Annotated in this window: 17 protein-coding genes; 8 read left to right on the forward strand and 9 right to left on the reverse strand. The window is 67.0% G+C overall.

Annotated features, from left to right (window positions below):
- Positions 1-188 precede the first annotated feature (188 nt).
- A complete protein-coding gene (locus tag ABQ039_RS02100; RefSeq protein WP_184609965.1) occupies positions 189-1,664 on the reverse strand; it encodes an efflux transporter outer membrane subunit in 1,476 nt (491 codons plus the stop codon).
- 88 nt (positions 1,665-1,752) lie between these two features.
- Between ABQ039_RS02100 and ABQ039_RS02105 the strand changes: the two genes are divergently transcribed.
- The 3 genes from ABQ039_RS02105 to ABQ039_RS02115 all read left to right on the forward strand — a co-directional run bounded on the left by ABQ039_RS02105 (position 1,753) and on the right by ABQ039_RS02115 (position 6,679).
- The gene (locus tag ABQ039_RS02105) at positions 1,753-2,370 is read left to right on the forward strand and encodes a TetR/AcrR family transcriptional regulator (protein WP_016901656.1); all 618 of its coding nucleotides are present in this window, start codon (positions 1,753-1,755) and stop codon (positions 2,368-2,370) included.
- Between the two features lie 77 nt (positions 2,371-2,447).
- Positions 2,448-3,593, forward strand: coding sequence for an efflux RND transporter periplasmic adaptor subunit (locus ABQ039_RS02110; protein ID WP_184609967.1), 1,146 nt, complete (start codon positions 2,448-2,450; stop codon positions 3,591-3,593).
- Positions 3,590-6,679, forward strand: a complete 3,090-nt coding sequence (locus ABQ039_RS02115; protein WP_184609969.1) for an efflux RND transporter permease subunit — start codon at positions 3,590-3,592, stop codon at positions 6,677-6,679. The genes ABQ039_RS02110 and ABQ039_RS02115 overlap by 4 nt, the downstream gene beginning before the upstream one ends.
- Positions 6,680-6,874: 195 nt before the next feature.
- Here ABQ039_RS02115 and ABQ039_RS02120 read toward each other — a convergent pair whose 3' ends face one another.
- Entirely contained in the window at positions 6,875-7,339 is a 465-nt protein-coding gene (locus ABQ039_RS02120; protein WP_260297445.1) for an SDR family oxidoreductase, read from the reverse strand.
- Between the two features lie 221 nt (positions 7,340-7,560).
- Here ABQ039_RS02120 and ABQ039_RS02125 point away from each other — a divergent pair, with 221 nt between their 5' ends.
- Entirely contained in the window at positions 7,561-7,893 is a 333-nt protein-coding gene (locus ABQ039_RS02125; protein ID WP_024938227.1) for a DUF6172 family protein, read from the forward strand.
- Positions 7,894-7,952: 59 nt separating this feature from the next.
- On the opposite strand, the gene ABQ039_RS02130 is transcribed toward ABQ039_RS02125, so the two are convergent.
- The 6 genes from ABQ039_RS02130 to ABQ039_RS02155 form a co-directional block, all read right to left on the reverse strand.
- On the reverse strand, positions 7,953-9,245 hold the full coding sequence (locus tag ABQ039_RS02130) for a DEAD/DEAH box helicase (RefSeq protein ID WP_184609971.1): 1,293 nt from the start codon (positions 9,243-9,245) through the stop codon (positions 7,953-7,955).
- 1,031 nt (positions 9,246-10,276) lie between these two features.
- Positions 10,277-11,725: a dihydrolipoamide acetyltransferase family protein gene (locus ABQ039_RS02135; RefSeq protein WP_184609973.1), complete on the reverse strand. Its 1,449-nt coding sequence runs from the start codon at positions 11,723-11,725 to the stop codon at positions 10,277-10,279.
- Positions 11,722-12,105 (reverse strand): SH3 domain-containing protein, encoded by a 384-nt coding sequence (locus ABQ039_RS02140; RefSeq protein ID WP_016901649.1) that lies wholly within the window; start codon positions 12,103-12,105, stop codon positions 11,722-11,724. Before ABQ039_RS02140 ends, ABQ039_RS02135 begins: the two co-directional genes overlap by 4 nt.
- 1 nt (position 12,106) lies before the next feature.
- A complete protein-coding gene (locus ABQ039_RS02145) occupies positions 12,107-13,180 on the reverse strand; it encodes an alpha-ketoacid dehydrogenase subunit beta (protein ID WP_039515775.1) in 1,074 nt (357 codons plus the stop codon).
- Positions 13,173-14,261: a pyruvate dehydrogenase (acetyl-transferring) E1 component subunit alpha gene (gene pdhA / locus ABQ039_RS02150; RefSeq protein WP_016901647.1), complete on the reverse strand. Its 1,089-nt coding sequence runs from the start codon at positions 14,259-14,261 to the stop codon at positions 13,173-13,175. The genes ABQ039_RS02145 and pdhA overlap by 8 nt, the downstream gene beginning before the upstream one ends.
- Before the next feature lie 177 nt (positions 14,262-14,438).
- Positions 14,439-18,020 carry a lamin tail domain-containing protein gene (locus tag ABQ039_RS02155; protein ID WP_349778097.1) on the reverse strand — a complete coding sequence of 1,194 codons (3,582 nt, stop codon included), beginning with the start codon at positions 18,018-18,020 and terminating at the stop codon, positions 14,439-14,441.
- A gap of 416 nt (positions 18,021-18,436) precedes the next feature.
- On the opposite strand from ABQ039_RS02155, the gene ABQ039_RS02160 reads away from it, so the two are divergent.
- From ABQ039_RS02160 to ABQ039_RS02170, 3 genes are all read left to right on the forward strand, one after another.
- Complete coding sequence (locus ABQ039_RS02160) at positions 18,437-19,339, forward strand: tryptophan 2,3-dioxygenase (protein ID WP_039531404.1); 903 nt, start codon at positions 18,437-18,439, stop codon at positions 19,337-19,339.
- Positions 19,340-19,494: 155 nt separating this feature from the next.
- Positions 19,495-21,012 carry a peptide MFS transporter gene (locus ABQ039_RS02165; protein WP_046345443.1) on the forward strand — a complete coding sequence of 506 codons (1,518 nt, stop codon included), beginning with the start codon at positions 19,495-19,497 and terminating at the stop codon, positions 21,010-21,012.
- An 11-nt stretch (positions 21,013-21,023) separates the two neighbouring features.
- The gene (locus ABQ039_RS02170) at positions 21,024-21,614 is read left to right on the forward strand and encodes a thioredoxin family protein (RefSeq protein ID WP_016901644.1); all 591 of its coding nucleotides are present in this window, start codon (positions 21,024-21,026) and stop codon (positions 21,612-21,614) included.
- 51 nt (positions 21,615-21,665) lie between these two features.
- On the opposite strand, the gene ABQ039_RS02175 is transcribed toward ABQ039_RS02170, so the two are convergent.
- A complete protein-coding gene (locus ABQ039_RS02175) occupies positions 21,666-22,154 on the reverse strand; it encodes a MarR family winged helix-turn-helix transcriptional regulator (RefSeq protein ID WP_024938218.1) in 489 nt (162 codons plus the stop codon).
- A 122-nt stretch (positions 22,155-22,276) separates the two neighbouring features.
- On the opposite strand from ABQ039_RS02175, the gene hppD reads away from it, so the two are divergent.
- Entirely contained in the window at positions 22,277-23,392 is a 1,116-nt protein-coding gene (hppD, locus tag ABQ039_RS02180) for a 4-hydroxyphenylpyruvate dioxygenase (RefSeq protein ID WP_046345445.1), read from the forward strand.
- Positions 23,393-23,488 lie beyond the last annotated feature (96 nt).

Below are 23,488 nucleotides of genomic sequence, written 5' to 3' on the forward strand. Positions count from 1 at the left end.
CGCGGGCTGCAGCAGCCATCGCGTGCACGGCGATGCGCAGTCGTTATCCGCACCCGGGTCGCGGTGAGGCCAGCGAGTTTTCTTCCGCCAAGGACGCAGGACCCGCTTGGCGCACAGACGACGCCCACCGATATGAGGCAAACGCCGCAGTTTGCGGTTGCCCGTTAGCGACCTTGTCCGTGCTTGCGTCAGCGCGGTGACGACTGCTGCAGCGCAACTGCGTCGGCGGTGCTGGATTGCCAGCCGCCACCCAGCGCCCTGAAGGTGGCCACCGCACTGCGCGCGGCATCCGTGCGCGCCTGCACCTGCGCATCGGACGCGCGCAGCAGCTGCTCGTCGGCATTCAACACTTCGATCAGGCTGACCACGCCCTTTTCGTAGGCCAGCGCCGACGCGGTGCGCGCCTTGCCCAGTGCGTCCACGCCTTGCGCGAGCACGCTGGCTTGTTGTTCGCGTTTGACCAGTGCGGTGAATGCATTTTCGACGTCCTCGGTGGCGCGCAGGACCGCCAGGCGATACGCCGCCAGCTGCTCGGCTTCCTGGCCCTTGGCCTGGGCGATCTGCGCATTGATGCGGCCGAAGTCGAACAGCCGCCAGCGCAGGCCCAGCACGCCGGCGGACTGGCTGGCATCGCCGGTGAACAGGTTGGCGCCGGAGATCGCGGTGGCGCTGCCGAGCAGTCCACTGAGCGAGAGTTTGGGGTAGTACTCGGCCATCGCCACGCCGATGCGCGCGTTCGACGCGGCCAGCCTGCGCTCGGCCGCGATCAGATCGGGGCGGCGCCGCAGCAGGTCGCCGGGCGTGCCCGTCTCGGCGATCCGTGGCGCAAGCGGAATCGGTTTGGTGGCGGCCAGTTCCGCGCGGTGCGTGCCAGGCGGCACACCCAGCATCACGTCCAGGGCGTTCATCGCCGCGACCAGGCCGCTTTCGATGCCGGGCACCGAGGCCTGCGCCTGTGCCAGCGCGCCTTGCGCCTGGTGCAGTTGCAACTCCGGCGCAAGCCCCTTGCCATGCAACAGCGTCACCATCGACAGCAGGCCCTGCTGGGTGGCGACCTGGCGCTGCGCCACCTCCAGCCGTGCCTGCAGGCCGCGGATGCTGATGTAGATATCGGCAGTCTGCGCGGCCACCGCCAGGCGGGTGGCGGCGGCGCCGGCTTCGCTGGCCTGGTAGTCGGCCAGTGCGGCCTGGCGCTCGCGACGCAGGCCGCCGAACAGATCCAGCTCCCAGCTCGCGCCCAGGTTGGCTTCGTAGGTGCTGGCGTAGCGGTCGAAGTTGGGCGTGCTGTTGAGCACCTGGCCGAGCGGCGTTTCCAATGACTGGTAGGCGCGGGTCGCGTTGCCGCTGATGTTGCCTGAAGGCAGCAGCGCAGCAGTGGCGGCGGTCAGGCCGGCGCGGGCCTGGGTGACGCGCGCGGTGGCCTGGGCCAGGTCCAGGTTCTGCGCCAGCGCCTGGGTGACGTAGCGGCTCAGGTCCGCGTCGTCGAAGCCGGTCCACCAGGTCGAAAGCTCGGCCGGTCGCGCTGCCTGGCGCACTTCGACCGCCGCCTGGCCCGCATAACGGTCTGGCAGGGGCGCTGCGGGGCGGGTGTAGGTCGGACCGACTGCACAGCCCGTGGCAAGGCTGGCAACGACGAGCAGGGCAACAGAACGGAACGGAGACATGGCAGACCGGGCAGCTAGGAATGAGGTGTGACTATAATACAAAATGGTCACTTTTGTATGTGGGGCGCCGGGGCGCTAAGCTGGCGGCATGAGCAAGACACCCAGCTATCCGGTTTCGGGCCGCGGCCCGGCCGACCATGACGTGCGCGATCAGATCGTGATCGCGGCCACCGAGCATTTCAGCCGCTACGGCTACGAGAAGACCGCGGTTTCGGACCTGGCCAAGGCGATCGGGTTCTCCAAGGCCTATATCTACAAGTTCTTCGAATCCAAGCAGGCCATCGGCGAGATGATCTGCAGCAACTGCCTGCGCGAAATCGAGACCGAGGTGCGTGCCGCGGTCGACGAGGCGGAGCAGCCGCCGGAGAAATTACGCAGGCTTTTCAAGGTGATGATCGAGGCGAGCCTCCGGCTGTTCTTCCAGGATCGCAAGCTGTACGAGATCGCCACCTCGGCGGCCACCGAGCGCTGGCAATCGGTCCGCGCCTATGAAGTGCGCATCCAGACACTGCTGCAGGATGTGCTGCAGCAAGGCCGGCAAAGTGGCGATTTCGAGCGCAAGACGCCACTGGACGAGGCCACGCAGGCGATTTACATGGTGCTGCGCCCCTACATGAACCCGCTGCTGCTGCAGCACAGCCTGGAGCAGGCCGACGAGGTGCCGGTGCTGTTGTCGAGCCTGGTGCTGCGCAGCCTATCGCCCTAAATTCGTTTGTGACTATTGACTGATTTAGTCACAAGTATCAGGATGCGAGCCTTCATCAGCTCGCTCCTGGATTTGCCATGCTTCGGCGCCTCGTTACCTCTGCCGCTTTCTGTGTGCTGCCGCTGGCATTGATCGCCTGCGGCAAGGCGCCCCCCTCCGATCCGCGCACCGCGGCTCCGCTGGTGCGGGTGGCCATCGTCGAAGACGCCGGTGCAGCGGCGCGCAGCTTCTCCGGCACGGTCGCGGCCCGGGTGCAGAGCGACCTGGGGTTCCGGGTCGCCGGCAAGGTGCAGGAGCGTCTGGTCGATGCCGGCCAGCGCGTGAAGCGTGGCCAGCCGCTGCTGCGGATCGACCCGGTCGACCTCAAGCTCGCCGCTCGGGCGCAGCAGGACGCGGTGGCGGCCGCGCAGGCGCGCGCCCAGCAGGCGGGTGAGGATGAAGCGCGCTACCGCGATCTGCGCGGCACCGGCGCCATCTCGGCTTCGGCCTACGACCAGATCAAGGCCGCCGCCGACGCCGCCAGGGCGCAGCTGAGCGCCGCCCAGGCGCAGGCCGAAGTGGCCCGCAACGCCAACCGCTATACCGACCTGCTGGCCGACGCCGATGGCGTGGTGATGGAGACGCTGGTCGAACCGGGCCAGGTCGTCGCGGCCGGGCAGCCGGTGGTGCGGCTGGCGCATGCCGGCCGCCGCGAGGCGGTGATCCAGTTGCCGGAAACCCTGCGCCCGCAGGTTGGCTCGGTGGCGCAGGCCACCTTGTTCGGCAATGCCGCTGTCACCGTGCCGGCGACCTTGCGCCAGCTGTCCGAAAGCGCCGACCGGCTGACCCGCACCTTCGAGGCACGTTACGTGCTCGATGGCGCACTGGGCGATGCGCCGCTGGGCACCACCGTCAGCCTGCGCATCGCCGATGGCACGGCCGCCGGCACGCAGGCCGGGCTGCAGGTGCCGCTGGCCGCGCTGTTCGATGCCGGCAAGGGGCCTGGCGTGTGGGTGATTGCCGGCAATCCGGCCAAGGTGCGCTGGCGGCCGGTGACGGTGCTGGGCCTGGACGACGACCATGCCACGGTTGCCGGCAAGCTGGCGCGCGGTGAGCGCATCGTGGCACTGGGTGCGCACCTGTTGCGCGACGGCGAGCAGGTGCGGGTGGTCAACACGATTGCGCCTGCCGCTGTCGCCACGACCGGCGCCAAGGCCGCGGCCGCGGCAGGAGCGCAGCCGTGAGCGAAGGCCGGTTCAATCTTTCCGCGCTGGCGGTGCGCGAGCGCTCGATCACGCTGTTTCTGATCGTCCTGATTTCGCTGGCCGGCTTGGTCGCCTTCCTCAAGCTTGGCCGTGCCGAAGACCCGGCCTTCACCGTCAAGGTCATGACCATCGTGACCGCCTGGCCAGGCGCCACGCCGCAGGAAATGCAGGACCAGGTCGCCGAGAAACTCGAAAAGCGCCTGCAGGAACTGCGCTGGTACGACCGCAGCGAAACCTATACGCGCCCCGGTCTGGCGTTCACGACCTTGACCTTGCTGGACAGCACACCACCCAGCCAGGTGCAGGAGCAGTTCTATCAGGCGCGCAAGAAGGTGGGCGACGAAGTCGGCAACCTGCCGGCCGGTGTGATCGGGCCGATGGTCAACGACGAATATGCCGACGTCACCTTCGCGCTGTTCGCGCTCAAGGCCAAGGGCGAGCCGCAACGTTTGCTTGCGCGCGATGCGGAAAGCCTGCGCCAGCGCCTGTTGCACGTGCCGGGCGTCAAGAAGGTCAACATCATCGGAGAACAGCCCGAGCGCATCTTTGTCGAGTTCTCGCACGAGCGCCTGGCCACGCTGGGCGTCGGTCCGCAGGAGGTGTTTGCGGCGCTCAATGCGCAGAACGCCTTGAATGCGGCAGGTTCGGTGGAGACGCGCGGGCCGCAGGTGTTCATTCGCCTGGACGGTGCGCTCGACAGCCTGCAGAAGATCCGCGACACCCCGCTGGTGGTGCAGGGCCGCACCCTGAAACTGTCGGATATCGCCACGGTCAAACGCGGCTACGAAGATCCGTCCACCTTCATGATCCGCAGTGGCGGCGAGCCGGCGTTGCTGCTGGGCATCATCATGCGCGATGGCTGGAACGGGCTGGATCTGGGCAAGTCGCTGGATAGCGAAGTGGGCGCAATCAATGCCGAGCTGCCGCTGGGCATGACCCTGAACAAGGTCACCGACCAGGCGGTCAACATCGACGCGTCGGTGGGCGAGTTCATGACCAAGTTCTTCGTCGCACTGCTGGTGGTGATGCTGGTGTGCTTCGTCAGCATGGGCTGGCGCGTGGGTATCGTGGTGGCGGCCGCGGTGCCGCTGACGCTGGCGGCGGTGTTCGTGGTGATGCTGGCCACCGGCAAGAACTTCGACCGTATCACGCTGGGGTCGTTGATCCTGGCGCTGGGATTGCTGGTGGACGACGCCATCATCGCGATCGAGATGATGGTGGTGAAGATGGAGGAAGGCTACAGCCGCGTCGCCGCATCGGCCTATGCGTGGAGCCATACCGCCGCGCCGATGCTGTCCGGCACGCTGGTGACCGCGGTCGGCTTCATGCCGAACGGCTTTGCCGCCTCCACTGCCGGCGAATACACCAGCAACATGTTCTGGATCGTGGGGATTGCGCTGATCGTCTCGTGGGTGGTGGCGGTGGTGTTTACGCCCTACCTGGGCGTCAAGATGCTGCCGGATCTGAAGAAGATCGAAGGCGGCCACGCCGCGATGTACGACACGCCGCGCTACAACCGCTTCCGCAATGCGCTGGCACGCGTCATCGCGCGCAAGTGGTTGGTGGCCGGCTCGGTGGTGGGCCTGTTCGTGCTTGCGATCCTGGGCATGGGCATCGTCAAGAAGCAGTTCTTCCCGATCTCCGATCGCCCTGAAGTGCTGGTCGAAGTGCAACTGCCGTACGGCAGCTCGATCACCCAGACCAGCGCGGCCACGGCCAAGCTGGAAGCCTGGCTGGCCAAACAGGACGAAGCGAAGATTGTCACCGCGTACATCGGCCAGGGCGCGCCGCGCTTCTTCCTGGCGATGGGCCCGGAGTTGCCGGATCCGTCGTTCGCCAAGATCGTGGTGCGCACCGACAACCAGCACGAGCGCGACGCATTGAAGCTGCGCATGCGCAAGGCGGTTGCCGAAGGCCTGGCATCCGAAGCGCGCGTGCGCGTGACCCAACTTACCTTCGGCCCGTACTCGCAGTTCCCGGTGGCCTACCGGGTCAGCGGGGCGGACCCGCAGGTGGTGCGTGGCATTGCCGCGCAGGTCAAGCAGGTCATGCAGGACAGCCCGATGCTGCGCACCGTCAACACCGACTGGGGCACGCGCACGCCCACGTTGCATTTCACCCTGGACCAGGACCGCCTGCAGGCGGTGGGGCTGACCTCGACCGCGGTGGCGCAGCAACTGCAGTTCCTGCTCAGCGGCGTGCCGGTCACGTTGGTGCGCGAGGATATCCGCAGCGTGCAGGTGATGGCGCGCTCGGCTGGCGATACGCGCTTCGATCCGGCACGCATCGCCGACTTCACCCTGGCCGGTGCCAACGGCCAGCGCGTGCCGCTGTCGCAGGTGGGCAAGGTGGATGTGCGGATGGAAGAGCCGATCATGCGCCGCCGTGATCGGGTGCCGACGATCACCGTGGGCGGAGATGTCGACGACCAACTGCAGCCGCCGGATGTCTCGGCGGCGATCACCAGGCAGCTGCAGCCGATCATCGACACATTGCCCAGCGGTTACCAGATCAAGGAGGCCGGTTCGATCGAGGAATCCGGCAAGGCAACCACCGCGATGCTGCCGCTGTTCCCGATCATGCTGGCGGCCACCTTGCTGATCATCATCCTGCAGGTGCGTTCGATCTCGGCGATGGTGATGGTGTTTCTGACCAGCCCGCTCGGCCTGATCGGCGTGGTGCCGACCCTGATCCTGTTCCAGCAACCGTTCGGCATCAATGCGCTGGTGGGCCTGATCGCGTTGTCGGGCATTTTGATGCGCAACACGCTGATCCTGATCGGGCAGATCCATCACAACGAGGCCGAAGGGCTGGACCCGTTCCATGCGCTGGTGGAAGCCACCGTGCAGCGTGCGCGGCCGGTGATCCTGACCGCGCTGGCGGCGATCCTGGCGTTCATCCCGCTCACGCATTCGGTGTTCTGGGGCACGCTGGCCTATACGCTGATCGGCGGCACCCTGGCCGGCACGATCCTGACGCTGGTGTTCCTGCCGGCGATGTATTCGATCTGGTTCAAGATCCGGCCCGATTCCGGTAGCACCCGGGCAGCGACGCAGCACGCCTGATGCCGCTCGGCCGTGGCGGCCAAGCCGCCATTATCGAAGGCGGCGGCGCGCGGTCGTTCACCCGCGTGGGCCGCCGCCGCGGCCTGCGAGGAACCGGCAGCCGGCCGGCAGGCCGGCGTGCGGGAATCGTGGCGCCGCGCAGGGCACAGACGACAGCGCGTCCGTGCCCTGCGGTTTGACTGGTGAGGCGGTGACTCAGACCTGGTCGGTCGGAAGCACGAAGACTTCGGCGATGTTGACGTTGGACGGTGCCTGCGCCGCGAACAGGATGGTGTCGGCACTATCCATCGGGTCCAGCATGCGAACCGTGCCGGCATAACCGGGCATCATGGCCTGATATTCCGCGCCGGTGGTCTGTGCCGGAAGCTCGGTTGCGACGATGCCCGGTTGAATGCTGGTGACGCGGATGTTGTGCTTCTTGCCGACTTCCATCCGCAGGCCTTCGGTGAACGCGGTCACTGCAAACTTGCTTGCCGAGGACACCGCAAATCCCTGGCCAAACACCTTGCGCCCGGCGATCGAGGAAGTATTGAAGACGTGGCCGGACTGTTGCTTGATCATCTGCGGCAGCACCGCTGCAGCCACGTTGGGCACGCCTTTCACATCGACATCGTCAGCCAGGTGGCAGGCCGAGGTGTGCGACACGCCATCGTCGTGCATGAGGCGGCGGCCTGCCCGCCTGTGCCAGCCTGCATCGACGGGCCGCCCGTCGCGTCGTAGCGGCGGCGTGTATCCATGCTGGCGCAGGGCGCGCGTGGCCTTCTCCACGCCGAGGCAGGCAAACGCTTGCGCCCATGCCGCCGGCCACCGAATCCCCGGCCATTCACCCAGAACGGCCGTGTGGCCTCACAATAGGCGGCCAGCTCCCAACCGATGTCGCCATGCGCAAGACCTACCAGCTCAACCTCGAAGGCAAGAACCGCGATCGTCTGCTGGAATCCAGCAAGCACGATATCCGCAAGTACATCCGCCGCGAGCGTCGCAAGGACTTGCCGGAAGGAGCGGATTATTGGGACTTCGACATGCGCTTCGGGGTGGACGAGGCCAGTGCTGCGCCGCTGCCGCCGGCCGAGCTGATCCGCTCGATCAATGCGCTCACCAGCGAAGGTGGCGAGCAGTTCTTCGTGGAAATCCTGCGCAAGCCCGGCAAGCGGACTCCGCGTGCCGATGGCGACAGCGCCGCGGGCGGCGAGCTGGATTTCGAGCAGGACTGAGTCTTCGCGTGGCGTCCGCCTCGGCGTGACGACAGCGCGTCAGATGTCACCCACCGCCTTCAGTCGGGCTTGCCTGCCTGCGTCGCCGCTGCGGCGCGTTGCTTGTCCTTCTTGCTCGGCCGCCTGCCCTTGATGCCGCCGTTGTCGTCCGCAGTGCGCGTGCCGGTCTTCGGCATCTGTGTTGCAGGCACCGCGGTCGCCGGACTCGGCTCGAACCCGGCAACCACGCTGGTCGGTACGCGCAGGCCCTGGCGTTTTTCGATCAAACGCCATTGCGGCTGGCTCTCTGCCGTGACGAAGCTGATCGCAAGGCCGCTGGCGCCGGCGCGTGCGGTGCGGCCGATGCGGTGGGTGTAATCCACCGTCGAGCGCGGCAGGTCGTAATTGATCACGGCCGGCAGCGCATCGATATCGATGCCGCGCCCGGCCAGGTCGGTGGCCACCAGCACCTGCAGCTCGCGCTGTTTGAAGGCATGCAACGTACGCTCGCGGCGACCCTGGCTCAGTTCGCCGTGCAGCGGCTGCGCATTGATGCCGGTCTTGCCGAGTTTTTCAGCGACTTTTTCGGCGGTGTGCCGGCTGGCGACGAACACCAGCACATGCGACCAACCATGCTCCTGCAGCAGGTGGCGCAGCAGTTGCGTGCGCTGGCCGGCATCGACGGCGATCGCGCGTTGTTCGATCGCAGGCGCAGCCTCCGGGGTGGCGGCAACGGTGATGCGTAGCGGGTCGCGCAGGCGACGCTTGGCCAGCGAGGCGATGCCGGGCGGAAACGTGGCCGAAAACAGCACGCTCTGGCGCTGCGTCGGCAGCAAGGCCAGAATGCGATCAAGCTCGGCACCGAAGCCCAGCTCCAGCAGACGGTCGGCTTCATCCAGCACGAGTGTGGCGACTTCGCTCAGGCGCAGCGCGTTGTGGTCGACCAGATCCAGCAGCCGCCCGGGCGTGGCGACCACGATATCGGCACCACCGCGCAGGGCGAGTAGCTGCGGATTGATCGAACTGCCGCCGGTGGCCGCCACGATCTTGAGCCGCCGCGGCAGATGCGCGGCCAGTTGGCGCAAGGTGTCTTCGACCTGCGCAGCGAGTTCGCGCGTGGGCACCAGCACCAGCGCACCGAGCACGCGCGGCGCGGTGTCGGGCGCCAGGCAACGTTGCTGCAGCAGCGGCAGCGCATAGGCCAGCGTCTTGCCCGAGCCGGTCTGCGCCATCGCGATCAGATCGCGCCCCTGCAGCATCGGCGCAATGGCCTGCTGCTGGATCGGCGTGGGGGTGTGGTGACCGGCGCGTGCCAGTGCAGTGTCGAAGAATGGCTGCAGCTGTGGCGACAGCGAGAGATGGGCAAATGACATGGGCCGATTATCCAGGCATTTGCGCTGCAATGGTCGGTGGGACGTCATGCGGGGTTGCCGCTGGGCAATGCATCGATGGGCGGGCAGGGCGCCGCAACCAGAGCGCAGCGCCGCCGCGCGGCAGCGCATCTCTCCATATCGTCCAAATCCATCGTGGCACCGCAACCAAGACTTCGACCCATGGATTCTTAGGCGCGATCAGATGCTTAAGTCAAAGCCTGGTGCATCGAATGCGCGGTGCCCTCACCGCTTGCGGGACACGCCGTGAATCCATCCGTGGAGGCTCCTTGGCGGCATCCATGCCGCCAAGGGTCCCGCAACCGGCGAGGGCACCGCACCAGAAAGTTAGTCGGTGGTCGAATGAAAGCTGCTTGCTCGACATGCATCGACCACTGAGCCATTGAACCCACCCATCGTTCTCCAACGATGCACATCGCGCACCGCTCTTGACCGTGCACACAGACCATCGCGACTGGTCCTTGCCCACCCACCGTCGCGGGACCTTACGCGGCATGGATGCCGCGTAAGAGCCTACAGGGACGTACTTGCGGCGTGTCCTGCGATGGTGCGCGGGCAAGGGCCCTGCAGCCAAACCCGGGGTTTGCAACTGATCGGATGCGCCGCAATCCAGACGCCGCGTCATGCCTGCTTGTAACCGCGCACACCGACCATCTCGACTGGTCCTTGCCCGCTCACCGTCGCGGGACCTTACGCGGCATGGATGCCGCGTAAGAGCCTACAAGGACGTACTTGCGGCGTGTCCTGCGATGGTGGGCGGGCAAGGGCCCCGCAGCCAAACCTGGCATTGGCAACTGATCGGATGCGCAGTAATCCACACGCCGCATCACGCACTGCTCTTAACCATGCACACCGACCATCTAGACTGGTCCTTGCGCGCCCACCGTTGCGGGACCTTACGCGGCATGGATGCCGCGTAAGAGCCTACAAGGACGTACTTGCGGCGTGTCCCGCGATGGTGGGCGGGCAGCGCCTCGCAGCCAGGATCAGCCGCTCTACCTGCAATCCGTGCCTCAGTTGGCCAGCGCCAGATCGTCCAGCAGTGCGCGCAGGAAGCGCGCGGCTTCGCCGCCGGTGGCGGCGCGATGGTCAAAGGTCAGCGACAGCGGCATCACCTTGTGGGTTTCCACCCCGCCCATCACCGGGGTGAGCTGGTAACGCGCACGGCCGGCGGCGACGATGGCCACGCATGGTGGCACCACCACCGGGGTGGCGTAGCGGCCGGCGAACATGCCGAAGTTGGACAGCGAGATGGTGTAGCCGCTGAGTTCGGAGGCGGCGATGCTGCGGTTTTCCACCTGCTGGCGCAGCCGGTTGACGCTTTCGCGAATGCCGTGCGCGTCGAGCATGTCGGCATTGCGCAATGCGGGCACGAACAGGCCTTCTTCGGTATCCACTGCAATGCCGATATCCACCTGCGTGTGCAGGGTGCGGCTGAGTGCCTCGCCGTCGAACCAGGCATTGAGCGCCGGCACCGCCTGGCACGCCCGCACGATGCCGCGCACCAGCCGCACGGTGACATCGTTGCCGGGCTGCCAGGCGTGGATGTCGGCATCGTCGTTGAGCGTGGTCGGCACCACCTTGCTGTGCGCATCGGCCATCACGCGCGCCATGTTGCGGCGCACGCCCTTGAGCTGCTCCGGCTGGCCTTTGGCGACCACGCCGGGCGACTGGGTACGCATCGGTTTGCCGCTGGCAGACAGCGCTGCACGCGGTTGCGCGTTGCCGGCTGCGCTGTTTGCCGAGTGCGTGCCGGCGGCGGCGTGCGGCGCGGCTGCCGGCGCGTTGCTGCCGTTGCTCGGCGTGACCGATGCGCCGGCGCGCGGCGCAGACAGCGGCGCGCTGCCGGCCGCGGCGGCCTGCTTCACATCGGCCATGGTCACCGTGCCATCCGGGCCGCTCGCACGGATCTGGGCCAGGTCCACGCGCAGCTTGCGCGCCAGCGCGCGCACGGCCGGCATTGCGCGCACGCCGCCCACGGCGATTGCCTGTTCGCTCTGCACCGCGTTGGAGCTCTGCATCGCACCGACCACGGTACCGGCGTCGTCACGCTCGCTCGCGCCACTGGAATCGGCGTCGGCAATCTCGCCGCCGTTGTCGGAGGCGACCACGCGCGCGGTCGGGCCGGCCGCGCTGTCGCCGGTGCTGGGCGTGTGCGTGGGTGCAGGGCCGTGCGAGTGGCCGGTGTCCTGACCATCGGCGCGCTGCGGCTGCGAGGCGTCCAGCGCGAACTGCGCCAGCATCGCACCGGTGACGATGATGTCGCCGGCGGCACCGGCGAGCTTGGTCACGGTGCCGGAAAACGGCGAGGGCACCTCGACCACCGCCTTGGCGGTCTCCATCGAGACCAGCGGGTCGTCCAGGCGCACGCTGTCGCCCTCCTTGACGAACCATTCGACGATGGTGGCGTCGGGCAGGCCTTCGCCCAGGTCGGGCAGGTGGAAATTCTTGGCTTCGCTCATGGCAGGTTCTCTTGCGCCGCAGGCAGCGGCGGCGTGGTGTCGTCGAGGAGTTCGAGGTCGGCGGCCGGCAGCCAGCCCTGCATGCCATCGGCACGCTCGGACCACCACCAACCGCCATGTTCGTAATGCAGCAGCACGTCCTCGCCCTGGTGGGCATCGAGTTCGCGTGCGTCGTAGTCACGCAGGGCTTCGGCCTGACCGTCGCCCAGCGGGCGCAGCCAGGCCACCGGGGCCCAGCCGGCGTGTCCGTCGCCGGTGTTGACCCAGGCGAAGGCCGGCCATTCCTCATCGCGCACGCCGATGGTCACCTGCTGGCCAGCACGGAAGCGGATCGGGTTGGCGTACGCGGCGCGGTAATCGCAGAGCAGACGGGCGCGCATGTCAGCCGGCGGCCACCGCGCGACGGGCAGCGGTAACGATGCGCTCCACGCTCGGCAGGTACTTCATTTCCAGCCGGAACAGCGGGATATGCGTGTCGTAGCCGGTGACGCGTTCGACCGGTGCGAGCAGGTCGTACATCGATTTTTCCGCCAGCTGCGCGGCGATCTCCGCACCGAAGCCGGCGGTGCGCGGGGCTTCCTGCACGATCACGCAGCGGCCGGTCTTGGCCACCGATTCGGCGATGGTGTCGAAGTCCAGCGGGCGCAGCGTGGCCACGTCGATGACCTCGGCGCTGATGCCTTCGCCGGCCAGTTTGTCGGCCGCTTCCAGCGCTTCCTTGACCTGCGCGCCCCAGGTGACCAGGGTGACGTCGGTGCCGTCGCGCAGCACGAAGCACACGTCCAGCGGCAGCGCCTCGCCATCGTTGGCGACCACCTCCTTGTACTGGCGGTAGATGCGCTTGGGCTCCATGTAGATCACCGGATCCGGGTCGCGGATCGCGGCCAGCAACAGGCCATAGGCGCGCTGCGGCGAGGATGGCAACACCACACGCAGGCCGGGCACGTTGGTGAAGATGGCCTCGTTGGCTTCGCTGTGATGTTCCGGCGCGCGGATGCCGCCGCCCCACGGCACGCGCAGCACCATCGGGCAATGCAGGCGGCCGCGGGTGCGGTTGCGCAGGCGTGCGGCGTGGCAGATCAGGTGATCGACCATGGGATACACGAAGCCGTCGAACTGCGCTTCGGCCACCGGCTTCATGCCCTGCGCGGCCAGGCCGACGCTCAGGCCGGCGATGGTGGTTTCATCCAGCGGCGTGTCCAGCACCCGCTCGCTGCCGAAGCGCTGCTGCAGGCCGGCGGTGGCGCGGAACACGCCGCCGTTGACGCCGACATCCTCGCCCAGCACCAGCACCGCGGGGTCGTGTTCCAGCTCCCAGGCCAGCGCCTGGGTGATGGCTTCGATCAGGGTGATGGGCGAACTCATGGCGATCTCTCCGCGCGTGGCTGCGGCGTTGTAAGGGGCACTGGCCTGCTGCTGTGTCGCAGCCAGGTGCGACTGGTTGAGCTCATCCATGACGGGCCTCCTGCGCCATCACCTCGGCGCGCTGGGCCAGCAACTCGGCCGGCGGGTCGCCGTAGAGGTAATCGAACATCGCTTCGACCGGCTGTACCGGCGTGTTGAGGTAGGCATTGACTTCTTCGTCCACGCGCGCACCGCATTCGGCCTTCCAGGCGGTTTCCTGCGCCTCGTCCCACAGACCCTGCGCGGTGAGATAACGGCGCAGGCGCAGCAGCGGCTCGCGCGCCCAGCCCTGCTTGACCTCTTCTTCGCCGCGGTAGCGCCGCGCATCGTCGGCGGTGGTGTGATCGGACAGGCGGTAAGTCAGGAACTCGATCACCGTGCCGCCGTCGCCGGCCAGTGCACGCGCACGCGCCTGGCGCATCGCCTCGAGCACTGCGATCAGGTCGTTGCCGTCCACCTGCAGGCAATGCAGGCCGCCGGCCAGGCCCTTCTGCGCCAGCGTCTGCGCGCCGGTCTGCGCCGAGCGCGGCACCGAGATCGCCCAGCCGTTGTTGATCACGCACAGGATCAGCGGCAGCTTGTAGGCACCGGCCGAATTGAGCGCGGCGTAGAAGTCGGTCTTGGAGCTGCCGCCATCGCCGCAGCAGGCCACAGCGACCTGCGGCTTGCCCTGCAGCTTGAACGACAGCGCCGAACCGGCCGCGTGCAGGCACTGGGTGGAGATCGGCACGCAGATCGGGAAGTCGATCGCCGCATCGGCATCGCGCGGATAGTCGCTGCCGCGTTCGTCGCCGCCCCAGTACAGCAGCACGTCGCGCGGGCGCACGCCACGTTCGAACATGGTGCCGTACTCGCGATAGCTGGGTGCGAACACATCGCCGCTGCGCATCGATGCGCCGATGCCCACATGGGTGGCTTCGTGGCCGAGGCAGGCCGCATAGGTGCCCAACTTGCCGGTGCGCTGCAGCGCGACCGACTTGCTGTCGAAGGTGCGCACGAACAGCATGCGCTTGAACAGCGCGAGCAACTGTTGCGGGTTGGCGGCGTCGGCCGGCAGGTCGTCGCGGACGATCTGGCCGTCCGCATCCATGTATTGCAGGTATTCGATCTCGAACTGCGCGGCTACGCTCATTGCGGCGACACCTTCACCAAGAAGTTTCAAATGATATGAGTTGCGATGTTAAGGACCACGCAGCAAAAAGCTGTCCTGCACCGCAGCACACAATGATGCTGGCTTGCACAAAAAAAAGGGCGCGGACCAGGCCGCGCCCTTTGTCGCAGTACAGAACTGCGACGTGTTGCACTGCGATCAGCGGCGGCCGGTACCTCCACCGATCGGGGTGACGATCAGCGCCGCGTTGTCGGCCGGGTTGGCATCGGGCGAGGTCGAGCTGGCGCTGGCCTGCACCCGCACCGCGCGTTCGGCCGGGATCGGCTTTGCCGCGACGGTCAGCTGGAACACGGCCTGCGCGCCCGGCTGCACTGCGGCGGCGGTGCTGCAGACAAACACTGCGTTGCGCAACGACGGCAGTTGCTTGGTGCAACGCCAGCCGCTGGGCGGCACCAGCAGCGACAAGGCCGATACCGTGTTGCCTTCGATCCGCACGCTGGCACCGGTGGCCGCTGCGTTGCCGCGGTTGTCCAGCAATACCCGGTAGGTGGCGTTGAAGGCGGTGGTCGGCAGCGTGGCAGGGCCTTCCAGGCGCACTGCCAGATCGCTGCGCAGCGCTGGCTGCACACTGACTGCGGCGGTGTCGGTGTTGTTGTCCGGCTGCGGGTCGGGCGTTTGCGAGGCGACCGAGGCGGCCAGGGTCAGCGTGCGTCCTGCCAGTTCCGCGCCAGCGTCGACCTGCACGGCAAAGCGCTGTGCGTTACCGGCTGCCAGCGAGGCGATGGTGCAGGTGACCACCGTCTGGGTCGCGGTTTCCGGCGCCTGACAGCTCCAGCCCGGTGCCGCGGTGACCCGTGGGCTGACCGCGGCATCGAAGGCCAGTGCCACTGCGGCAAACGCCGCGCTGTCGGGCCCACGGTTGTCCACATCCACACTGAAGTCGATGCGCTCGCCTTCGGTGACCTGTGCGCGTGCCGCAGTGACCGTTGCGCCCAGGTCGGCACGCAACGCGGGCGCCATGCGCAGCAGCACCACGGTGGGGTCGTGGTCGGACAAGCGCGTGGGCGTATTGGCATCGTTGCGCGCGGTGCCGGGGAAGTCGGCATTGATGCGTGCGTGGCCCACCGACAGCGAGGCGATGCCCGGTGCGCGCATCAGCGCCTCGTTGGCCAGGATGTGATCCAGCGACTGCACGTTGCCGTCGAAGGCGTACGAGTAGCTCTGGTCGGGCGTGTTGAACCAGGTCAGGTCGGTGTAGTCCGGGTTGACCAGGTCCGCGCCATCGCCGCTCACCACGGTCTGCGCATCCGGCGCCGGCCTGCCGGTGACGGTGCCCATCGCATCCACATAGCCGTCGTTGAACTCGAAGGCGTTGAAGTCGCCCATCACCAGCACCTGTTCGGCCGGGTCGAGCTGCTGGCGCGTCTGCAGCAGGCGCGCCAGGTACTCGGCCTGGGCCTGGCGTTTGGCGCGGATGCGGGTGCCTGCGGCATCGTCGGTCTCGGCGCCGTTAAGCGAGCGTTGATGCACCACGATGGCGGTCAGCGGCAGCACGCGGCCATCGGCCTGATGCACCCTGGCGCTGAGCACCAGCGGCGGGCGATCGTTGAGCAGGCTCACGCCACCGCCCGGTTCGGTCCAGGTGGTGGTCTTGCCATCCTGGGCGATGGACACCACTTCCACGCGCGGCATGCCGGCCGACACCGCACCGGTCTTGACCAGGAAACCGACGTCGATGCCGCCGACGTCATTGCCTTCCTGCAGGTAGGCCACGTACTGCGGGTTGGGCTGGCCGGAGGCGATGGCATCGGCGTTGATGCGCGCAGCCAGGGTCTGCAGCACGCTGATGTTTTCCACCTCCACCGTGCCCAGGATGTCGGGCGTGTGCAGGTAGTTGCGGATCGCCAGCGAGGCCTTGTTGAGGCGGGCCTGGAACGCGGCCGGGGTGAGCACCGGTTCGCCGATCGCCGGGTCGTTCTGGTCGTCGAAGAAGCGCTCCATGTTGTAGGTCGCCACGGCCACGTCGTCGGCCTGCGGTACCGGTGCCGGGCGCGGTTGGTCGGCACCGTTGCAGTTCACCTGCGGGGTGCGTTCCGGATACAGCGTGTAGCGGCGGAAGCTGTAATCCAGCGGGCCGGTGACATCCAGCACGACGCAGCCGGAGGCCAGATCCAGCCGTTCGGCGCCCACGCCGGCACTGCCGACGGCGATCACTTCCGGGTTGGTGTTCCAGCGCGGCACGCCGGCAGGCGAGCCGGCCGGCAGCGGGTCGGGCAACTGCACGCCGGGCTCGCGAAAGGCGCGCGGCAGGCCGGTGACCACCGCATGGAACACGCCATTGCTGGTGGCGCTGGCGTTGGTCTCGTTGACGCTGCCGCCGGTGGGGGCATTGACGGTGAGGCTGGCGGCGGTGACACGCATGCCTTCCAGCGCTTCGAGCTGATCAAAGGCGCCGTTCGGGTTGGGGAAGTTCGCGCTCAACGCCACCGGCATCGGCAACGGGTTGCCGGTGGAATCCAGCAGCACGGTCAGGCTGCCGCCGATCTCGGTCAGCGGCGGCTGGGTCGGGTCGGCGGTGGGCACGTACTCGAGCACCGTGCCCTGCACGCGCACCCGGTTGCCGATGGCGGCGGCATCCGGCGGTGCGCTGCCGGTGTAGACGTAGACGCCTTCGGAGGTGGCCGGATCGCCATCGGTTTCGGCATCCGCTGCCTGCAGGAAGAAGCCGGCGCTGCGACGGGCAGTGACGATGCCCGAGGTGGCGACCACCTGGCCTTCCAGCGGCGAGCGTGCGCCCTTGCCCTGGATGGCGTGGATCGGCAGCAGGCTGAAGTCGTCGTTGAGGATGGTGCCGGTGGCACTCAGCGTGGCCGGCAACGCGCCGGTGAGGCCGCTGATCTGCAGCGCGAAGGTCTCGTCGGGTTCGGGCGTGGTGTCGCCCAGCACCTCCACGGTGATGCTGGCGCTGCGCTCGCCGGCGGCGATGCGGACGCTGGAGGCGGGCAGGGCGACATAGTCGCTGCCGGCTGTGGCCGTGCCATCGGCGGTGGCGGCGGTGAAGCTCACCCCGCCTGCGCCGGCCGGCTGGCTCAGGCTCAGCGTGAACACGAAACTGCGGCTGCCGCTGTTGCCTTCGGCCTGGCTGACGTCGGCCAGCGTGGCGATCGGCTGGCCGCCGCCGCTGCACAGCCGTGCGGGGCTGGCGGCGTTGCGCGGCGCCGGCGCGCCGGTGGCGAAATCGGCCGCGTTGTTGTCGGTGTCGGTGCAGCCATCGCCGCCGCGGAGCACTGCCAGCGTATTGCTGGGCGCCGGCGTGGGCGCATTGCCTTCGGCGCAGCTGGCGGTGCTGCCATAGCCGACCAGATCGGCATTGCCGGTGGGGCAGGCGCCGCTCAACGCGGAGGCGCTGTTGCTCAGCGCCACCTTGCCGGCGCCGCCGCCCATGGCGATGGTGCCGGTGGCATCGGGCGTAGGCAGTGCGACGCTGCCGCCGCTGCCATCGGCCTGCTTGACCAGATAGTAGCCGCCGGCCGGAATGCTGCCTGCCAACGGCGTGACCTGCCAGCTGCTGCCTGCGGCCGAGGCATATTGCACCGACCAGCCGTCCAGGCTGACCGTGGTGCTGCCGATGTTGTGCAGCTCGACGAAGTCGCTGCGGAAAGTGGCACCGCTGTTGCCGCCACCGCCGTAGACCTGGCTGATGACGACCTGGGCATTGGCGTGGCCGGCAACCGCCAGCGCACAGAGAAGTAAGGCTGCACGACGCTGCAACACATGCATGAGATGAGAGTCCCCTGATCCATGAGACGTGAAGCGCTCCCCTGGTCCGGCCACGTCCCTGGCCGGCAGCGCCGTTCGATTCTGCATGAATTTGCAGACCTTGGTTGACGATACGGTGACACCGGCGCAGCGACTGCGACTACGCGGTCGAAAGCGGCAGGATTTTTCAGGTGTGAAGTACCGGTCGCGTACGCCACGGCATCGTCAGGCTGCCAAGCAAGCAGGCCACCCAGGCAAACCGGACGCTGCCACGGCAGCGACATGCGGCGATATGCAGGAAAGCCGCGCGCTGCAACTACTGCCTCCCGAATCCCGAATCCCCCCAATCCCCCCAATCCCCCCAATCCCCCCAATCCCCCCAATCCCCAATCCCCGCCACTGAGCTACCCTGACCGGCCCGATCCACCTGCACCGCCATGCCCGTCGACAAGAACCTGCGTGACCTGGAACCCGGCATCCACACCGATCTGGAGGGGCGGCTGACCTACGGCGGCTATCTGCGGCTGGACCAGTTGCTATCGGCGCAGCAGCCCCTGTCCGAGCCGGCGCACCACGACGAGATGCTGTTCATCATCCAGCACCAGACCTCCGAGCTGTGGCTGAAGCTGCTGGCGCACGAGCTGCGCGCGGCGATGGTGCACCTGCAGAACGACCAGGTCTGGCAGTGCCGCAAGGTGCTGGCGCGCAGCAAGCAGGTGCTGCGCCAGCTCACCGAACAGTGGTCGGTGCTGGAAACGCTGACGCCGAGCGAGTACATGGGATTCCGCGATGTGCTGGGCCCCTCGTCCGGCTTCCAGTCGCTGCAATACCGCTATATCGAGTTCCTGCTCGGCAACAAGAACCCGCAGATGCTGCAGGTGTTCGCGTATGACCCGCAGGGGCAGGCGCGGCTGCGCGAGGTGCTGGAAGCGCCCAGCCTGTACGAGGAGTTCCTGCGCTACCTGGCGCGCTTCGGGCATGCGATTCCGCCGCAATACCAGGCCCGCGACTGGACCTGCGCGCATGTGGCCGACGACAGCCTGCGCCCGGTGTTCGAGCGCATCTACGAAAACACCGACCGCTACTGGCGCGAGTACTCGCTGTGCGAGGACCTGGTCGATGTGGAAACCCAGTTCCAGCTCTGGCGCTTCCGCCATATGCGCACGGTGATGCGGGTGATCGGCTTCAAGCGCGGCACCGGCGGGTCCAGCGGCGTGGGATTTCTGCAGCAGGCGCTGGCGCTGACGTTCTTCCCGGAGCTGTTTGACGTGCGCACCTCGGTGGGGGTGGAAGGTCGTGAGCCGGTGGGTGGTGGCCGCGGCGACCCTGAAAAGGGCTGAGCGGGTCGCTACGGGCGTCATCCCCGTAGAGCGGCCGCGATCAGGCCGGCGAGTCCTGCGAATTTGACGCGTACATGACGTCTAAGTGATCCTCGCGCGTCTCCCGGGGTACGCTCCGGGCACCCAGCCATTACTGAATACGCAAGGGACATTCCATGAGTGTTGACGCTACCGCGCCGACTTCCGCCGCCACTCCGCCGCCGCCGGCACCGCCCGAGTTCCCCACGCTGCTCGGTCATCCCCGGCCGCTGTGGATGCTGTTCATGACCGAATTCTGGGAACGCTTCGCGTTCTACGGCATTCGTTGGGCGCTGGTGCTGTACATCGTGGCGCAGTTCTTCAACGGCGATGCCACCGGCCAGGCGCCGGCCGGACGCACCTATGGCGCCTACCTGGCGCTGGTGTATGCGGCAGCGATCTTCGGCGGCTACGTGGCCGACCGCGTGCTCGGCTACCAACGCTCGATCCTGGTCGGTGCGGCCGTGATGGCCACCGGCCTGTTCCTGATCGCCATTCCCGACCACACCATGTTCGAGATCGGCCTGGCCACCGTGGTGGTGGGCAACGGGCTGTTCAAACCGAACATCTCCACCATGGTCGGCAAGCTGTACTCGGTGGCCGATCCGCGCCGCGACAGCGGCTTCACCATCTTCTACATGGGCATCAACCTCGGCGCGATGATCTCGCCGGTGCTGACCCAGCTGCTGGCCGAAAAGGTGTTCGGCACCGACGCCATGCCGTCCTACAAGATGGTGTTCATGGCCTCCGGCGTGGGCATGCTGATCAGCCTGGTGTGGTTCTGGATCGGCCGCGCGCAGCTCAAGGGCATCGGTGCACCGGCGCCGAACGCGCAGGGCATCGGCCGCGTGCTGATGGTGCTGGTCGGCTGCGTGCTGGCGATCCCGGTGGTGTACTTCCTGCTCGCCGTCGGTGCGGACGTGCTGCAGATCGTGCTGACCGTGTTGTTCGTCGGCCTGTCGGTGATGCTGCTGGTCGAAGGCATCCGCGAAGGCAAGGTGCAGCGCGACAAGGTGATCGCAATGCTGATCATCTTCGCCTTCAACGTGCTGTTCTGGATGTTCTTCGAACAGGCCGGCAGCTCGTTCACCTTCCTGGCCGACAACATCGTCGACCGCAGTTTCGGCGACTGGACCTTCCCGACCGCCTGGTTCCAGTCGGTGAACTCGATTGCGATCATCACGCTGGCGCCGGTCATCGCCTGGATCTGGGTCAAGGCCGGCCGCTTCAACCCGTCGATTCCGCGCAAGTTCGGCCTGGGCCTGCTGTTCAACGGCCTGGCGTTCCTGCTGCTGATGTTTGCACTGTCGAGCCTGGTCAACGATGCTGGCAAGGTGCCGTTCTGGACCTTGTTCATGGTGTACGTGATCCAGTCCGTGGGCGAGCTGTGCCTGTCGCCGATCGGCCTGTCGATGGTGACCAAGCTGGCGCCAGTGCGCCTGGTCGGTTTCGGAATGGGCGGCTGGTTCCTGTCCACCGGCATCGGCAACAACCTGTCGGGCATTTTTGCCGGGCATGTCAGCGGAAGCGAAGGGATGAGCGTGTCTTCGGCCCTGAGCGGGTATACCTTCGGATTTTGGGCGCTCTTGGGCGCTGGCGCGGTGTTGTTCCTGATCGCGCCGTTGATCAACAAACTGATGCATGGTGTGAAGTGAGGAGAACAGCGATGCCGATCAAACCCACTGTCTGTGGCCTGCTGCTGGCAGGTCTGTTGAGCGCCTGCGGGCAGCCCACCGAGCAACAGGAGGCGCCACGGCCGCTGGATACCTCGATGCAGAAGCCGCCCAGCGCCGATCCCAGCCAGCCGGTGTCCTCGGGCAATACGCCGACTGCGGCGGACATCGCCGCGGCGGCGGCGCTCAATGCGCAGTACGACCCTTCGCGCGATCCGGCCGCCGATCTGGAGACCGCCAAGGTCGAGGCCAAGCGCGGCGGCAAGCGCATCGTGCTCAATGTCGGCAATGCGGCCTGCGAGCCGTGCAAGGCGCTGGACGAACTGATGGGCGGCGATGCGGAGCTGCGCAGCTTCCGCGATGCGCACTTTGTGGTGGTCAAGGTCAATCGCGATGCGGCCAACGAGAATGCCGCGTTCCTGTCGCAGTTCGCCCAGCTCAACGACTATCCATCGCTGCTGGTGCTGGACAACGACGGCAAGCTGCTGACCACCCAGACCGGCCCGGACCTGCGCAAGGGCGAAGGCTTCGACCGCCGCAAGCTGTTCGACTTCCTCAAGCAGTGGGCGCCGCCGCAGGCCTGATCCGTCGTTGCCGTGGCATGCAAAAACCCCCGCACTGCGGGGGTTTTTTTATCAGTCCTTGCCGGCCATGCGCGGCAGCCCGTCCTTGGCCAGCCGGTCGATCAGCTTTTCCAGGATCTGCTGCTCCTCGGCACTGAATACCGACATCAGCCGCTGTTCCATCTCGTTGACCAGCGGGGCGACGGTCTCGTAGACCTGGCGGCCGGCCGGCGACAGTGCCAGCATCGAGCGGCGGCGGTCGTCGCCATGGGTTTCGCGGCGGATGAAGCCGCGCTCCAGCAGGCGCGCCACGGCGCGGCTGACTGCAACTTTATCCATCGCGGTGCGGTCGGAGACCTCGCTGGCCGAGGAACCCGGATACAGCGCCAGGATGGTGATCACCCGCCACTCGGGGATCGCCATGCCGTAACGATCGCCGTAGACCTTGGCGATGTTGCTGCTGATACGGTTGGACAGCACGCTCAGGCGATACGGCAGGAACTGCTCGAGATTGAGCAGCACAGGATGTGGCGGTGGGGTGGGGGCGTCGAGATCGCTCATGTTGCGCTGTGTCTTGATTTTGGTTTCATTTGCAACTACAAACCTTGGGTGGCCTGCGCATTCTCGCGGGTCTTCTGCCACCCCGCATAGCCCTGCGGACGGCCTAGCGTGGAGAAACGACGATGAGCGCACAACCGAGCAGTACCGCAACCCGCCCGAACCTGGGCATGCAGGTCACCACCTTCGACAATCCGATGGGGATCGACGGGTTCGAATTCGTCGAATTCGCCGCACCGGCCGACCAGGCGGCGCAGCTACACGACTATTTCCGCAAGATGGGCTTCAGCGCGGTGCTGCGCCACCGCAGCCGTGCCATTACCGTCTATCGCCAGGGCGGGGTCAACTTCCTGCTCAACGAAGAGCCCGATTCGTTTGCCGCCGATTTCGCCGCCGCGCACGGCCCGAGCGCCTGCGGCTTTGCGATCCGCTTCCGCACCCCGGCCGAGACGGTGCTGCAGACCGTGCTGGGCAACGGCGGCGAAGCGGTGCAGGACAAGGCCGACACTCGCGCCGTGCCGGCCCCGGTGGTCAAGGGCATCGGCGACTGCATGCTGTATCTGGTCGACCGCTACGGCGATGCGGGCAGCATCTACGACGCCGACTACGAGCCGATCGAAGGCGCCGACCAGCACCCGGCCGGCTTCGGGCTGACCTTCATCGACCACCTGACCCACAACCTGTACTTCGGCAACATGCAGCGTTGGTCGGACTATTACGAGCGCCTGTTCAACTTCCGCGAGATCCGCTACTTCGACATCAAGGGCGCCAAGACCGGCCTGGTGTCCAAGGCGATGACCGCACCGGACGGCATCGTGCGCATTCCGCTCAACGAGTCCTCCGACCCCAAGAGCCAGATCAACGAGTATCTGGACGCCTACCACGGCGAAGGCATCCAGCACATCGCCTGCTTCACCGACGACATCTACAGCTCGGTGGAAAAGATGCGCGAGGCCGGCGTGACATTCCTGGATACGCCGGACACCTATTTCGACGTGGTGGACCTGCGCATCCCCGACCACGGCGAGGATGTCGAACGCCTGCGCCGCAACAAGATCCTGATCGATGCCGACGTGGACACCAAGCAGCGCAAGCTGCTGCAGATCTTCACCCAGAACTGCATCGGCCCGATCTTCTTCGAGATCATCCAGCGCAAGGGCAACGAGGGCTTCGGCGAAGGCAATTTCCAGGCGCTGTTCGAGAGCATCGAGCGCGATCAGATGAAGCGTGGGGTGCTTTGAGGGCGGGATTGGGGATTCGCTGTTCGGGATTCGGGATTCGGGATTCGGGATTTGTGGTTGGTGCGGTTAACTGGGTCGGTGCGGGCTTGAGTGGTG

This window comes from Xanthomonas sp. WHRI 6108, from assembly GCF_040202385.2.
Lineage (GTDB): Bacteria > Pseudomonadota > Gammaproteobacteria > Xanthomonadales > Xanthomonadaceae > Xanthomonas > Xanthomonas arboricola.

Excerpts from the sequence above, each read along its gene's own strand:
- ABQ039_RS02165 (WP_046345443.1), top strand. The coding sequence starts at position 19,495 with ATGAGTGTTGACGCTACCGCGCCGACTTCCGCCGCCACTCCGCCGCCG.
- ABQ039_RS02140 (WP_016901649.1), bottom strand. The coding sequence starts at position 12,105 with ATGCGCGCCCGTCTGCTCTGCGATTACCGCGCCGCGTACGCCAACCCG.
- ABQ039_RS02155 (WP_349778097.1), bottom strand. The coding sequence starts at position 18,020 with ATGCATGTGTTGCAGCGTCGTGCAGCCTTACTTCTCTGTGCGCTGGCG.
- ABQ039_RS02120 (WP_260297445.1), bottom strand. The coding sequence starts at position 7,339 with ATGCACGACGATGGCGTGTCGCACACCTCGGCCTGCCACCTGGCTGAC.
- ABQ039_RS02135 (WP_184609973.1), bottom strand. The coding sequence starts at position 11,725 with ATGAGCGAAGCCAAGAATTTCCACCTGCCCGACCTGGGCGAAGGCCTG.
- hppD (WP_046345445.1), top strand. The coding sequence starts at position 22,277 with ATGAGCGCACAACCGAGCAGTACCGCAACCCGCCCGAACCTGGGCATG.
- ABQ039_RS02145 (WP_039515775.1), bottom strand. The coding sequence starts at position 13,180 with ATGGATGAGCTCAACCAGTCGCACCTGGCTGCGACACAGCAGCAGGCC.
- ABQ039_RS02175 (WP_024938218.1), bottom strand. The coding sequence starts at position 22,154 with ATGAGCGATCTCGACGCCCCCACCCCACCGCCACATCCTGTGCTGCTC.
- ABQ039_RS02105 (WP_016901656.1), top strand. The coding sequence starts at position 1,753 with ATGAGCAAGACACCCAGCTATCCGGTTTCGGGCCGCGGCCCGGCCGAC.
- ABQ039_RS02100 (WP_184609965.1), bottom strand. The coding sequence starts at position 1,664 with ATGTCTCCGTTCCGTTCTGTTGCCCTGCTCGTCGTTGCCAGCCTTGCC.
- ABQ039_RS02160 (WP_039531404.1), top strand. The coding sequence starts at position 18,437 with ATGCCCGTCGACAAGAACCTGCGTGACCTGGAACCCGGCATCCACACC.
- ABQ039_RS02170 (WP_016901644.1), top strand. The coding sequence starts at position 21,024 with ATGCCGATCAAACCCACTGTCTGTGGCCTGCTGCTGGCAGGTCTGTTG.
- ABQ039_RS02125 (WP_024938227.1), top strand. The coding sequence starts at position 7,561 with ATGCGCAAGACCTACCAGCTCAACCTCGAAGGCAAGAACCGCGATCGT.
- ABQ039_RS02130 (WP_184609971.1), bottom strand. The coding sequence starts at position 9,245 with ATGTCATTTGCCCATCTCTCGCTGTCGCCACAGCTGCAGCCATTCTTC.
- ABQ039_RS02110 (WP_184609967.1), top strand. The coding sequence starts at position 2,448 with ATGCTTCGGCGCCTCGTTACCTCTGCCGCTTTCTGTGTGCTGCCGCTG.
- pdhA (WP_016901647.1), bottom strand. The coding sequence starts at position 14,261 with ATGAGCGTAGCCGCGCAGTTCGAGATCGAATACCTGCAATACATGGAT.